The organism is Shewanella septentrionalis (assembly GCF_025370265.1).
GTDB lineage: Bacteria > Pseudomonadota > Gammaproteobacteria > Enterobacterales > Shewanellaceae > Shewanella > Shewanella hafniensis.
The window spans coordinates 88,607-102,983 of record NZ_JAMTCC010000014.1 but is presented as its reverse complement, the minus strand read 5'-3'; the positions used below and the strand labels follow the sequence as shown (position 1 = coordinate 102,983).

Genomic DNA, 14,377 nt, shown 5'->3' with positions numbered 1-14,377 from the left:
CCGAATAAACAGCCTGTTAATGCCCTCACAAACTCACCCACATCGTAGACAGACCATGCCAGTCCAAGGCGAATGCGTACAATCAACACAGGTGCAAAAATACTTCAGTTAGATTAATCTGACATTCCTTTACTTGCTTATGGTATTCAGCGTGCGATATAGGGCAAATTTATTAGAAATGCGCAGCTTTAAGCGTTTCGAGACTGAACTCGCGCACTTAGGCTTTAGCCATTTTCAACCCTTAGCGCCACTTCGCCCTTGGGTGCAGCGCTACTTTCATTTGCGCGTAGCGACTGATTTACCGCAGAGCATTGAGCAGACATTTTATCCAGACGGCGGCACTAGCCTACATTTCTATTTCCCAACGCCAACACTAACTCAAACGCTCAGCGGCGACGAACCTCAAGTGTTGTTTCATTGTGGTCAGAGCCGACATTCCCACGCCTTTTTGCCAGGAATCGAGCTGCTGACAGTTCGCTTTTACCCCGGCGGCGCGTTTCATTTACTCGGCATTGAACTGCAAGATATTCAGTCTGCCACATCAGTGATGGCTATTGATGCGACGCAATTGCAGCTAACAGGATTGGCTCAACTGTTATCGCAACTGGCGGAAACGAATCAACCAGCCCGACGCATCGCATTACTTGAGCATTGGCTATTGCAACTCAACCAGCGGCAATTTGATGCGGCCTTATCTCGACATAAAAGCGCTATGGTTGGCTTAGTGCAGGCGAATTTACCAAAGCTTATTCAAACCCAAGCCAGTTTAGAGGATTTCTACGGACAACTGCCCTTAAGTCGCCGCCAGTTTGAACGAAGATTTAAACAAGAAACCGGATTGTCGCCGGCGCAGTTACTACAATTAAACCGAGTCAAAGTCGCCCGAAACTTACTCAGCCAATCACCTAACCTCAGTCTAGTGCAGGTTGCATTCGATTGCGGATTTTACGATCAAGCCCATCTACATCAACACTTTGTGCGGGTGACACAGCAAACGCCAGGGCAATACAAAAAGCGTAAAATGTCGCAAATCTCCAATCCTAGGTCGCGCTAACCGCTTAGATTGAAGCCTCAGCTTATAGGAGGCTTTTATGTCAGAACGTATACCACGCCAGCAAATTTATCAGCTACAACCCGCACTCGCCAACGCACTGTTAAGCTTAGACAAAGCAGCCGGCGACTCCCACTTTTCGCCATTACTGGTGCATTTAGTCAAGCTTAGAGCATCGCAACTCAATGGCTGCGCGTTTTGTCAGCGAATGCACGCAGAAGAAGCCAGAAGCGACGGTGAAGAACAGCTGCGTTTAGATTTACTTGCCGCTTGGCACGAGGTCGATGGACTCTTTAATGAACGGGAACGTGCAGCGCTGCTCTGGACAGAAATCTTAACCCAAGTTGCCACTGCGCCCGTGCATGACAGTCAGTATGCGGCGCTTGCAGAGCATTATTCCGAGAAAGAAATTGTCGACCTCACCAGCTTAATCATTGCCATTAATGGCTGGAACCGCGTCGCGATTGCCTTCCACCTGCACCCCATCTAGCGGCACATAAATGGACAAATAAACAGGGCACCTAATGCGGTGCCCTGTTTGTTGGTATCACTATGCCGTTCGTATCGCTATGTCGTTAACTTAAGGTCAGCGCGACAATTTTAAGTGGATGATTGTCATCGAAAGATGGGAAATCTTCATGGGGATCGAGCCAAGTGTGCGCTGTGACTGTACGGCCTTGTTTTTCAACGCAGCGTACTAAACTGTCAAACCATGCTTGGCGCTCAACTTTCGCCACATTGTTGCAGCAAACGATAGTGCCACCGACTTTAGTCGCCATTAATGCAGGCTTAAATAAACCTTGATAATCATTGATCAAATCGACAATACCGAAAGCACTCTTGGCATAACGCGGTGGATCGAGGAACACGAGATCAAACTGGGTTTGCGGTAATTTGGGGTAGCTCGGTAATTTTTGATTGCGGCGCCCTCCCACACTTAAACCAGCTAATTGGCGCAGGGCCGGAAACGCATCACTCTGGACAAACTCACACACATTGGACACCTGATTTAGCGCCGCATTCGCCTTGCCCGTGGCTAAAGCAAAAGAAGAAAAATCGACGTTCATCACCCGAGTCGCACCGCCGATGGCTGCCGCAGTGCCAATGCCGCAGGTGTAGGAAAACAAATTCAGCACGGTTTTATCTTGGCTATTTGCCCGCACATATTCGCGGCCAATACGCATATCGAGGAATAGCAGCGGATCTTGCCCTTCGTGGCGCAGTTTAGTGCTGAACTTGATGCCATTTTCCTGCATAACTCGCTCAGCACTCGCAATCTCTGTCAGTGACGGTGATAACGCGTTCAATACGCGGGAATTGCCTAATGAGCGGTCGTTATACACAATCGGCAAATCGGCCTGTTGCAGCAAAACGGCACTCACATCGGCTAACTCTTCGTCGGTTAAGGTCTGATGAAAACTCTGCACTAGCCAAGTATCGCCGTAACGGTCGATATTCAAGCCACTCACGCCTTCGACTGTGCCATGGAACACCCGAAAACAATCGGTTTGATCCTGTTCTGCTTGTTGTAAAAAATCATGGCGTTTCGCCAGAGCCGTCGATAACAGCGTTTGAATAGACATAAAAAGCGGGACTCGCGCAGCGGAAACCTGCGTAAGGTTTCAAGAAGGAAAACGGCATGATAGCAAACTAGCACTCAGAATATCGGATAAATTCACCCTACCAATGCGAAAAACAGGCCTTAAAAAGTGCATAGTAGGACAACGACCAAGCTTGATTGGGTTCATACACTTTTTGGCTTTAGTCGTTACGGCTCAATGCATGCTCAAACTCACTTATGCCTTCCGTTTGCGATTCAATTCACTGAGTCCTTGATGGATAAGGCTTAAGCAGGCGGAGGGATCTTCTAACGGCAACAGATGCCCATATCGCTGATCTTCTAAAAATACCGTATTCGGTGTGAGCTGTTGCCAACGCTGCCAAGTCGCTTCAGAAAAGAACACTGACGGTTTCCCTCGAATGGCGACGCAGGGAAGCTTTATCTGCCGCAATATCGATAATACATTCGGCGGCTGGGTGTAATTATGCGCTTCCCACCGTTTAGGAAACTTCAACGTGAATTGGCCATCATTGTGTTGATAAACCCCGAATTGGGCTAAGGCAGCAAAAGCCTCATCATCAAAGCGTTTGTATAGCTTACTCATTTTGCAATATTCAAGGAAATGCTCACGACTTTCCCACACATCGCGCTTCTTTAAGGTGTTTTTGGCGGGCGCGGTCAAATTCATTAATGATTTAGGCATTAACTTGGCAAACCAAGCGATAGGGCGCGACACCATTGCAGGTTCAATAAGTATCAGTGCTTTAAACAAATCGGGTCTTTTGTTAGCGGCAAGAATGGTACTGGTTGCTCCCATCGAATGACCCATTCCGACAATTGGCGCACTGCAATGCCGCTCAATATGCAAGATCAAATCATCGGCATATAGCTGCCAATCTCGGCGCTTAGGCGGCAAACCTACATCGGGCCATGTCGGCCTTAACTCGAGTGAATTAAGGCTAAAGGCTTGCTGCAACTTGGCCAATAAAGGCGCATAAACACCTAATGGAAAACCATTGGCATGGTAGAAATGTACGCTTTCACCAGTATCAGAAAAGGTTTTAAAAACCTTAGCCTGTTGTAATTCAGTCCAAATTTGATCCATCAAATCCTACTTATCGAGTCCCACTGTTATAGTTCAACGGATTCAATCGTACCAATCTAAGCCGCTAGGCACCTTACGCTCAAGCTACGAAATCTAGCGATGAAATCAAACCTGTCGATATCAGTCTCTACGACGGCCTTAAAAGGTCATTAAATCACTTCAATCAACTGCTCTAATCCAGGCGCCGTTTTAGTTGGCACAAACTCTATCACCTCAAACTCGGCAACATCGGCAATGCAGAACGGATCTTGCTGCAAAATGGCCTCTAGCGCCGCGCGACTCTCTGCCTTCGCGAGGATGACGCCGCCAGTACGTGGTACTTTACGACCCGAGGCAATAAAAGTCCCTGCGGCATAATACTGATCAAGATATTCGATATGCGCGGCTAAATGTAACTCCACTTCGGCAATCGGCTTTTTATAGGTGAGCGAAACAACAAACATAGGTATCCTCTTATTCAGCAAGTCGGGGCTTATACAATAGGTTTCTTCCCGCTGACTATATAGTGCGGTCCTAATATATAGTGCGGTCCTCAAGTGTCAAATGAACTTAGCCTCCAGCAAAGTTAAAAACAGTCAACAGCAGGTTGCACCTCTGTTTACGTGTGGTTATCAACCCATGATGAATACGTATGTAAGCGGTTGTACCTAAAACCAAGGCAAGGCTACTATAAATCCGCTCGTTTCACCCTCTGCTTGTGGGGTTTGAGATGTGTGAGGTCGTTTCTGATAGGGTTATATACAAGGATTACTATCAGGCTTAAGTTCTTTCTGCTGACTGGCTTTGAGCCATTCTTTTGGACTGACTCGTTTTCATTAAGGTGTTAAGTCCAAATGTGAAATGAATTTATCGGCGAATATGCTTCTGAGGGAGAGGTATATTCGCCATTTTTTCACAGAGCAGACGCATTCATAATATGTGCGAAACCATCCATTGCTCGGCAAAACAATTAAAACAATAAGCACTCAAGGCAGACATACTGCCGGCAACAGAAAGGAAGTTCAATGTCTTCGAATCATCAACAGGCGAATCAACAAGATAGCCATCAAGCTGTCGTGCCTCAGGCGCCGCATTCATTCAAGCAACAACCTGAACTGAATTTCTGGCAAATTTTTAATATGTGCTTCGGCTTTTTAGGCATTCAATTTGGTTTTGCCCTGCAAAATGCCAACGTTAGCCGCATTTTCCAAACCTTAGGCGCCTCTATCGATGAAATCCCCATTCTGTGGATTGCCGCGCCGCTGACGGGTTTGTTGGTTCAACCTATTATTGGTTATTTAAGCGATAAAACTTGGGGACGCCTTGGCCGCCGCCGCCCTTATTTTTTGATTGGTGCGATTTTTACCACTCTCGCCATTTTTATCATGCCGCACTCGCCTACCCTGTGGATTGCCGCGGGCATGTTGTGGATAATGGATGCCTCGATCAACATCGCCATGGAGCCGTTTCGCGCTTTCGTTGGTGACAATTTACCGAAAAGCCAGCGTACCCAAGGCTATGCCATGCAAAGCTTTTTCATCGGTATTGGCGCTGTGGTCGCTTCGGCCTTACCCTATATTTTGACTCACTTTTTTGCTGTCGCGAATACTGCACCAGCGGGTGAAATTGCCGACTCAGTGCGTTATGCCTTCTATTTCGGTGGCGCAGTATTATTGCTCGCGGTCACTTGGACTGTCGTATCGACAAGAGAATATTCCCCCGAAGAGTTAGCCGCCTTTAACGCTAAACAAGTCGATGCTGAGGATGAAACCTTAGCTCGCACTCGTACCCGCAAGGATTATCAATTTGCGTCCTTCGTGTGGATGGGGCTCGGCGCCCTGCTCACCTTCGCTATTTGGGCGCAGGATCTAGACAAGCAACTGTATATCTTAAGCTTAGGGATTTTCGCCTTTGGTCCATTGCAACTGTATTGCGCGCTGCGTTTAGGCAATTCGCAACCCGCTGAACGCCATAAGCTCGGCATGGTATTTAGCGTGGTCGATGACTTATTCCATATGCCCAAAGCCATGCATCAACTGGCGATTGTGCAGTTTTTCTCTTGGTTTGCACTGTTTGCCATGTGGATTTACACCACGTCTGCCGTGACGTCCTACCATTTTGGCAGCAGCGATGTGTTGTCTAAGGCCTACAACGACGGCGCAGATTGGGTCGGCGTGCTGTTCGCCTCCTACAATGGCTTTGCCGCCATTGCCGCGATTTTTATTCCTATGCTGGCTAAGCGTATCGGCATCAAGCTAACCCACACAGTCAATATGTTCTGTGGCGGTATAGGCTTGATTAGTTTCTTTTTTATTAAAGACCCAAGCCTGTTATGGCTGCCGATGATAGGTGTCGGTATCGCGTGGGCGTCCATTTTATCTGTGCCCTACGCCATGTTGTCGGGCATGTTACCCCCGCAGAAAATGGGCGTTTACATGGGGATTTTTAACTTCTTCATCGTGATCCCGCAGCTTCTTGCCGCCAGTGTGCTGGGTTTAATACTCAATGGTTTGTTCGATGGTCAACCTATTTATGCACTGATCACGGGAGGCGTCTTGATGATGTGCGCTGGTATTGCCGTGCTTTTTGTTGAGCAAGAAATTGTGGTTCAAAATGAGCAAAGTGCTGGCCTGAATGGCAACACGCCCTTAAGCGCAAAAGCCGTAAACAAAGTTAATTGATAAACATCACTAAGCACAAAATGTGGCCAACAGTTAGCTGATATACATCCAATATGTGAAGCGCGGTGAACTCGCCCCATTGGCGATTCACCGCAGCATGAAGCTTTTATATCAATTCAATCACTATAAAAATATAACCATTATTTGGGGAGAACGAGATGGAATCGAGTCCTACGCCGCAGCAGGATCTGCACACTAGCCAAACCCGTCACGCACAAACGTTAACAAGGCGCAGCCGCCTAGCGCTTGCCGTCGCCGCAAGTCTATTAGGGACAATAGGATTCACAGCCTGTTCACCCACATCGAATTCAGCAACACCGAGCATGAGTGGCAATGCCGCATCAAATGTGCAGCAGGTTGCTCCCGGCGCACCGGGTAAAGCGCCGACTTGGGCATTTTCGGGTAAAACCGGTATTGGAACGTCGTACGAGCCTTACACCCAAGGTCAATACCAAGATGCCAAGCAAAATCCCATTAGCCGCGTCTGGTTCTCCCTCGCCCAAGGTATTTTAACCGAAACCATGTATGGTCTGATCCATAATGCGCAGCTCAAAGAACTGCAATTTGTGATCACGGGAAATGGCTTTGTCGATACAGAAAAAGATAACACCATCAGCAGCATAGAATATTTAGATACCGATGCTAATGGTCGCCCACAATCCCTTGCCTATAAAATTATCAATAAAGATATTGAAGGTAAGTATCAGATTGAAAAGCATATCTTTACCGATCCTGACCGCGACACCCTAATGATGCGCGTCACCTTTACCGCCTTTGAAGACGGCATTACGCCGCATTTGTATGTCAATCCGCATATCGATAACGCAGGCGCCAATGATATCGGCCGCATCGATACTCATACTGACAATCATGCCAACACTCATGCTAGTAATCAGGCGCTGGTGGCCTATACCGCCGCCAAAGACAGCAGCGTGATGACGGTGAAATCCGATCTCAATTTTGTGCAGGCAACGACAGGCTTTGTCGGCGTCTCTGATGGCCTAGCCGATTTGGCCGATAACGGCACACTCGATAAGCCCTATCAAACGACAAGTGCGCAAGATAAATCGACCGTTGGCAATATCGCCTTTACTGCGAGTTACCCTACGCTCATCAAAGCCAAACCCGTCACTTTTAATCTCGCCATCGGTTTTGGTAAAGATGAAGCACAGAGTTTAGCCAATGCCGATGCCACCTTGGCCGCAGGTTATGATGCAGTGCTCAGCGCCTACAAAGGCGACGCCACCCATGTCGGCTGGCATGATTACTTAAGCTCACTGCCCGCCATCGCTAACATGGCCAACAACACCACAGATAGCGGTAAGCTGCTGTATACCAGTGCTATGGTCTTGAAAGCGCAGGAAGATAAAACCTATGCGGGCGCACTTATCGCTTCACTTTCTAACCCTTGGGGCGATACGGTTTCGGCAGCCGTGCCGAGTACTGGCTATAAGGCGGTATGGCCGCGCGACTTTTATCAATGCGCCATGGCATTCCTCGCCATGGGTGACACGCAAACGCCCAAGGTGGCCTTCGAATACCTGAAAAAAGTGCAAGTGACCGAAAAGACGCCCGGCTTTACGGGTACGCCGGGTTGGTTCCTGCAAAAGACCCATGTGGATGGCCAAATTGAATGGGTTGGCGTGCAGCTCGATCAAACTGCCATGCCTATCATGCTCGGCTGGAAACTCTGGCAAGCGGGCGTGCTCAGCCCTGATGAGATCGGTTACTGGTATCGAGAGATGCTCAAAGGTGCAGCGGACTTTTTGATCAGCGGCGGTGAGGTTAATCTGGATTGGAATCACACCCAAATCACCCCGCCCAAAACCCAGCAAGAACGTTGGGAAGAACAGGCGGGTTACTCCCCCTCGACAACGGCTGCCGTGATCGCAGGTCTTGTAGCCGCGAGTGAAATAGCCAAAGAAGCCAAGGATATCGACTCCAGCAGCCGTTATCTTGCCGCCGCAAAAGGTTTAAATGATAGCTTAGAAAAACACTTAGTCACCACCCAAGGACTACTAAAAAACAGCGCAGGCGTCAGCGCGCCTTACTATTTACGTTTAAGCCCGAATGGCGAGCCAAATACTAGCGATATACTGGCAGCGAATAACGGTAAGCAAGGTTTAGATCAGCGTCAGATCCTCGATGGCGGATTTTTAGAACTAGTACGTTATGGCGTGCGCGGTGCAACTGATAAGCTGATCAATCAAAGTCTTCAACTGATTGATAATACTGAGCTTGAGCACAACCTACGCCTTAAATATGAGTTTAGCGCCAAAGATGGCAGCAAAATCCCAGGCTTTAGACGTTATGGCAACGATGGCTACGGTGAGGATACGGTTTCTGGCCATAACTATGCGGAATCGGGCAGCAACAGCGCCGATCAACGTGGCCGAGTCTGGCCCTTCTTCACCGGTGAGCGCGGTCATTTTGAATTAGCACTCGCCCAAGCAAAAGGCGAGCTAACAGGCAATAACGCCCAGCAAACCAAGCAGCAGTTGATCAACACCTATGTGCAGGGCATGGAAACCTTTGCGAATGCGGGCATGATGTTACCCGAGCAAGCCTGGGACGGTGTCGGCGATGCCACCCGCTACCATTACCAACTCGGACAAGGCACTAACTCGGCCACGCCGCTCGCTTGGACCCATGCCGAATACATCAAACTGGTGCGATCGATGACCGACGGCCAAGTCTGGGATAACTACCCTATCGTCCCAGCGGCATTGAAATAATGTATTGAAATAACATATTAGTCGAACTACAAATTCGGTATATCGCTGGCTAGAACAACCTCTCATAAGTTGTTCTAGCTTTTTTATAGGGGTTTTATAATGCTTGATTTAGCTCCTACTCTCCCCACATAAATTATTTCGATAAGTATCATTGTTAGACTATACTGTTCATACGTACAGTATATTGTGATTTATTATGATGATCCTAGGCCGCTTCGCCAAACATACCCAATATCGGCTCTCGCTATTTAGCTCCTTGATTGCCGCAGGATTTCCGTCACCTGCCCAAGACTATGTAGAACAAACATTAGATCTCAATGAGTTATGCATCAAGCACCCAGCCGCCACGTTTTTTGTCAAAGTCCAAGGGGATTCGATGATCGACGCGGGGATTTTCTCCGGTGATATTTTAGTGGTGGATCGCTCATTACAGCCGGCCCACGGGGATACCGTTGTCGCAGCAGTCAACGGCGAGTTTACCGTAAAGCAATTGCAACTGCGCCCTGTAGTGCAATTACTGCCACGTAATGCCTTATTCTCCCCGATTGCCATCAATGATGAGTCTGAGTTAAACATCTTTGGGGTGGTAACCAACGTGGTGAAAAAGCTCAAATGACGCCCTCACTATTCGCACTCGTCGATTGCAATAATTTTTATGCATCCTGTGAGCGGATGTTTAGGCCAGATTTAGCTGGCAGGCCGATTGTAGTGTTATCCAACAACGATGGCTGCGTCGTCGCCCGCTCGGCAGAGGCAAAACAACTTGGCATCAAGATGGCGGTGCCTGTGTATCAAATCGCAAACCAACTCCGCCAGCATCACGTTGCGGTATTCTCCTCCAACTATGCACTCTATGCCGACATATCAAATAGAGTCATGACCACCTTAGAACAAATGGTACCGAAAGTAGAAGTGTATAGTATTGATGAAGCGTTTTTAGATCTTTCTCGTCTCGATAAATGCACTGATATTCATCAGCTTGCACTTAATATTTATCACCGAATACCGCAGTGGATTGGGATCAGCGTTTGCGTCGGCATTGGACCGACAAAAACCCTGGCTAAACTGGCAAACCATGCCGCGAAACGCTATCCCGCGACGCGGGGCGTGGTTGACTTGCGCGACCGTGAACGCCAACGACGGCTGATGGCGCTTATCCCTGTCGACGAAGTCTGGGGAATAGGCCGTAGGCTTACAAAACGCTTGAACATCATGGGTATAAATACCGCGTTGCAATTGGCGGATGCGCATCCAAAGCTTATCCGCGACACCTTTTCTGTCACCGTTGAGCGCACGGTACGCGAACTTAACGGCATTGCCTGTGATGACATACAAGAGGTCGCCGCCACTAAGCAACAAATTATCAGCTCCCGATCCTTTGGCAGCCGTATTGATAATTTAGAAGCGATGCAACAGGCAATCAATGAATACACTTTTAGGGCCTGTGAAAAACTGCGCTCCGAGCGCCAGTGCGCTAAAGCGATGTCGGTATTTGTGCATACTAGCCCTTTTAGCGATGCAACTCCCCAGTACAGCAAATCGCTGTCGGGCAGTTTAGTTCGCCCCAGCAATGATACGCGGGATTTTGTCACCCTTGGCCAAAGCCTACTGCAACGCATTTGGCGTGAAGGTCATGCCTATGCAAAGGCTGGTGTCATGTTAGGGGATTTTTTTGGTGCAGGCGTGTTTCAGCTCGGATTATTCGATGACGTCACGCCTAGGCCTAAAAGCAAGGAGCTGATGCAGTTACTCGATAAAGTGAACCACAGCGGTCATGGAAAAATTTGGTTTGCAGGACAAGGTATTGATCCCACATGGGGAATGAAGCGTGAGCAGCTTTCCCCTCGCTACACCACCCAATGGGCACAATTGCCCATAGTGAAATAATCAACAGATCCAATGGCTAAATGACCATCTGCGAATTACAGACCCCACCTAACTCTACACTAACTCTAAAATCCATATAGCACTAAAACCCATCTAGATCTAAAAAATATATAGCGCTAAGCCCCGTCGGGCGTTAACGCTAAAGCGCTATTAACACCCATCAAGCTATAACTCATTCCGCCTTAACACTCCTCATCGCTGAGATCTTCAAAGTACCAGTAGCCTAGATTCACCCATTCGGTAAGTTGCGTGAGCAAATCAGCATGGGCTAACCAAGGAGCTAAGACTGCTTTATCCAACTGATTACTATCACATAGTAATGGGATCACTGCGGCCAATTCGGCTGAAAGCTGATACTTATCACCATTAATATAGACAACACCCTGTGCCACATTGATATCAAAATACAAACAGCGCAGCCCGCCGAGGCGAATAAGCGGCTGCTCATCGAGCCAAGCGAGCACTTCGTCTTGCGTGATGTCCAATGGCTCATCGGGTAAATCTAAGGCGCACTTTGACTGAGTTAAATAGCGGCCCGAAAACTCGCTCACCAGTTCATCGGTCAGCATATTGGTCAGTTGGGTGCGTAACCGCGCTAAATCGCCATTATCGACACAACCACTGCGGGTGGTCAGCTCGCGGTCTGGATCTTTAATCTGCTGTGCGCCTAAATCCTGTTCAGACAAATGATCGGCCAAAGCACTTATCATATCTTTGGCGGAAGCTGTGCGATAACCTACTGAAAAACTTAACGACTGTTCTAAGGTTATGCCGTCATGGGGGAATCCGGGGGGAATATAAAGGATGTCGCCGGGCAACAACTCAGTATCGATAATCGGGTCAAAGGCTTCGGTGTGCAGCAAAGCGGGATGGGCGGCAAACTCTTTGTGCGGCCCCAGATCGCCCACGCGCCAACGGCGACGTCCCGAACCTTGGCAAATAAACACATCATACAGATCGATATGCGGCCCCACGCCACCACCTGGCGTCGCAAAACTCACCATCACATCATCTAAACGCCAGCGCGGAATAAAATCAAAGCATTGGATCAAGGCTTCCGCATCGGGCACCCAGTTATTCAAGGCTTGCACGATCAGAGTCCAATCCCGTTCTCCGAGATGATCGTAGGAATCGAAGGGGCCAAATTCCGCCTGCCATTGGCCAGCTTGTTGGTACACCCGCCGAGATTCCACCAGCTCATCCATGGCTAAGCCCGCTAATTCTTCGGGCGAGACTAAATCTTGAAAATGTTTGAATCCTTGGCGGATCACCAAGGGTTTTTTCTGCCAATATTCTGCTAAAAATTGCACGGGCGTTAAGCCGTTAATATCGAGTTGCATGGATTGCTCACAAACCAAACTGTTATTCATAGCAGCAAATGCTAACAGGAAGCGAAACCAAGAAAGCTCGACCGGATCAACAAAGCATTAAGTCTTTCGTCAGCGCCAATGTGATAGTGAATTTACTAACGTATTGAATTACAATCGGCTTATCAAAAAGCATTTCGCCACAAACAGCGCTAATGCTGACACATCATTTATTGAGTCCATGTAAGATCTATGCCTACAACAGCAGCTAACACTTTGGTCGTGCTCGACTTTGAAACCACGGGGCTATCGCCCAATCAAGGGGACCGCGCGATTGAAATCGGAGCTGTGCTAATTGAAAACGGTGTGATCACCCAAAGATTTTCTGAGTTAATGAACCCAGGATTTAGAATAAGTCGCTTTATTGAAGACTACACTGGGATCAGCAATCAAATGCTCAGGGACGCGGCGCCCTGCAATGAAGTGATGGCGCGTTTTGCGGACTTTATCGCCGATCATAATTTAGTTGCCCACAATGCGGCGTTCGATCAGCGCTTTTTAGATGCGGAGTTTGCCCAAATTCGCCATCGTTATCTTGGACAATTTGGCTGTTCCTTGCTGGTGGCGAGACGTTTGTATCAAGCGGCACCCAATCATCAGTTAGGGACTTTAGTACGCTATAAACAATTGCCGACCGATGGCACTTTTCACCGCGCCTTAGCCGATGCCGAAATGACCGGCCATTTGTGGCTAGCGATGCTGGCAGACCTTCAACAAGAGTTCGGCGTCAATGCCCCCACCTTCGAGTTACTGCAAAAAATCGCTAAGAAAACCAAAGCAGACGTACCAAAATTTTTGCGTCAATACGCAGGCAAGTGATCTAAAAACAACGCCGCTAATTGACAGTAAAAAGCCGATATATCCTAGGATTATCGGCTTTGTTCCATCAGCTTAGTTTCAACAGGTAAAATTAACGATTCAATCGGTTGCCGACAAAAATATTATGCTAGCGATAGCGGCTTAAGCGGCGCGCTATCAATGCCGCAGGAGCTGCGAACCACTAAGGTTGTCGGAATAAGCTGCGCACTCACCTCTTGTCCGCGGATAAGTTTGAGTACACTGTCGACTAAGATTTCTCCGGCTAATTGGGTGTTCTGCTTAATGGTCGTTAATGGCGGATTGGCAAAACTCGCCACCGGAATATCGTCATATCCCACGACGGCCACTTGCTCTGGAACTGAAATGCCCTTTTCTTTCAGCGCCCGAATCGCGCCGATGGCAATCAAATCGCTGGCCGCAAATATCGCATCAAACTTAGCGCCTTGGGCAATCAACACCATAGCGGCATCGTAGCCAGAACTTTCTGTGCTGATGGCCGACACTTGCTTAGTCCGATCAACGGGAATATTCGCCGTTTGCAGCGCCTTTACATGACCTAAATATCTGTCCCTAAACTCAGGACTGTGGCTCGAAGCATCGCCTAAAAAGGCAAACGCTTTGCGGCCAAGGGAAATTAAGTGCTCTGTCGCGATCAAGCCGCCTTGATGATTATCACAGCCTATCGATAGCACAGACTTGTTGTTATGCTCGGCGCCCCAAATCACAAAATGGGTATTCTGCGCTAATAGTCGTTCTAGCTTTTGCTCGTAATCCATATAGTCGCCGTAACCGAGCAGAATAATGCCATCGGCTTTATTACTGTCTTCATAATCGGCGTGCCAATCGTTGGATAATTGCTGAAAAGAAACGAGTAAATCATAACCCTGCTGCGCTGTTGCTCGAGTGATGGAGCCCAGCATAGACAGGAAAAAAGGATTGATTAACGAGTCATCATTAGTAGGGTCTTCACACAATAGCAGCGCTAAGGTATGGCTATTTTGGGTGCGAAGATTACTGGCGTTTTTATCGACCTTGTAATTCAGCTCTTTAGCAATAGCTTGAATACGTTGGCGAGTTTCTAAATTGACTAACGGGCTGTTTCTAAGGGCACGGGAAACCGTTGACTGGGATACGCCAGCACGATAAGCAATATCAATCGAGGTCGCTTTCGATGCCATAAAGAGGATATAAC

12 protein-coding genes are annotated in these 14,377 nt (G+C 48.2%); 7 read left to right on the top strand and 5 right to left on the bottom strand.

Going from position 1 to position 14,377, the window contains the following annotated elements; translation table 11 throughout:
* Window positions 1-139: 139 nt before the first annotated feature.
* Together NE536_RS10150 and NE536_RS10145 are read left to right on the top strand one after the other, a co-directional pair.
* A complete protein-coding gene (locus tag NE536_RS10150; protein WP_261272616.1) occupies window positions 140-1,054 on the top strand; it encodes an AraC family transcriptional regulator in 915 nt (304 codons plus the stop codon).
* Window positions 1,055-1,091: 37 nt separating this feature from the next.
* Window positions 1,092-1,541 (top strand): carboxymuconolactone decarboxylase family protein, encoded by a 450-nt coding sequence (locus NE536_RS10145; protein ID WP_261272615.1) that lies wholly within the window; start codon window positions 1,092-1,094, stop codon window positions 1,539-1,541.
* An 85-nt stretch (window positions 1,542-1,626) separates the two neighbouring features.
* Here the strand turns inward: NE536_RS10145 and NE536_RS10140 are convergent, their stop codons facing one another.
* From NE536_RS10140 to NE536_RS10130, 3 genes are all read right to left on the bottom strand, one after another.
* Window positions 1,627-2,634 carry a class I SAM-dependent rRNA methyltransferase gene (locus NE536_RS10140; protein ID WP_261272614.1) on the bottom strand — a complete coding sequence of 336 codons (1,008 nt, stop codon included), beginning with the start codon at window positions 2,632-2,634 and terminating at the stop codon, window positions 1,627-1,629.
* A gap of 213 nt (window positions 2,635-2,847) precedes the next feature.
* Entirely contained in the window at window positions 2,848-3,717 is an 870-nt protein-coding gene (locus NE536_RS10135) for an alpha/beta fold hydrolase (protein ID WP_261272613.1), read from the bottom strand.
* A gap of 149 nt (window positions 3,718-3,866) precedes the next feature.
* Window positions 3,867-4,160, bottom strand: coding sequence for a YciI family protein (locus NE536_RS10130; protein ID WP_261272612.1), 294 nt, complete (start codon window positions 4,158-4,160; stop codon window positions 3,867-3,869).
* 561 nt (window positions 4,161-4,721) lie between these two features.
* Here NE536_RS10130 and NE536_RS10125 point away from each other — a divergent pair.
* The 4 genes from NE536_RS10125 to umuC all read left to right on the top strand — a co-directional run bounded on the left by NE536_RS10125 (window position 4,722) and on the right by umuC (window position 10,999).
* The gene (locus NE536_RS10125) at window positions 4,722-6,377 is read left to right on the top strand and encodes an MFS transporter (RefSeq protein ID WP_261272611.1); all 1,656 of its coding nucleotides are present in this window, start codon (window positions 4,722-4,724) and stop codon (window positions 6,375-6,377) included.
* Window positions 6,378-6,535: 158 nt separating this feature from the next.
* The gene (locus NE536_RS10120) at window positions 6,536-9,112 is read left to right on the top strand and encodes a glycoside hydrolase family 15 protein (RefSeq protein ID WP_261272610.1); all 2,577 of its coding nucleotides are present in this window, start codon (window positions 6,536-6,538) and stop codon (window positions 9,110-9,112) included.
* A gap of 196 nt (window positions 9,113-9,308) precedes the next feature.
* Entirely contained in the window at window positions 9,309-9,728 is a 420-nt protein-coding gene (gene umuD / locus NE536_RS10115) for a translesion error-prone DNA polymerase V autoproteolytic subunit (RefSeq protein ID WP_063883498.1), read from the top strand.
* Entirely contained in the window at window positions 9,725-10,999 is a 1,275-nt protein-coding gene (umuC, locus tag NE536_RS10110; RefSeq protein WP_261272609.1) for a translesion error-prone DNA polymerase V subunit UmuC, read from the top strand. The genes umuD and umuC overlap by 4 nt, the downstream gene beginning before the upstream one ends.
* A gap of 182 nt (window positions 11,000-11,181) precedes the next feature.
* Here umuC and NE536_RS10105 read toward each other — a convergent pair whose 3' ends face one another.
* Entirely contained in the window at window positions 11,182-12,339 is a 1,158-nt protein-coding gene (locus NE536_RS10105; RefSeq protein WP_261272631.1) for a ribosomal protein uL16 3-hydroxylase, read from the bottom strand.
* A 219-nt stretch (window positions 12,340-12,558) separates the two neighbouring features.
* On the opposite strand from NE536_RS10105, the gene NE536_RS10100 reads away from it, so the two are divergent.
* The gene (locus tag NE536_RS10100) at window positions 12,559-13,185 is read left to right on the top strand and encodes a 3'-5' exonuclease (RefSeq protein ID WP_261272608.1); all 627 of its coding nucleotides are present in this window, start codon (window positions 12,559-12,561) and stop codon (window positions 13,183-13,185) included.
* Window positions 13,186-13,307: 122 nt separating this feature from the next.
* On the opposite strand, the gene NE536_RS10095 is transcribed toward NE536_RS10100, so the two are convergent.
* On the bottom strand, window positions 13,308-14,363 hold the full coding sequence (locus NE536_RS10095; RefSeq protein WP_220590354.1) for a LacI family DNA-binding transcriptional regulator: 1,056 nt from the start codon (window positions 14,361-14,363) through the stop codon (window positions 13,308-13,310).
* Window positions 14,364-14,377: the final 14 nt, after the last annotated feature.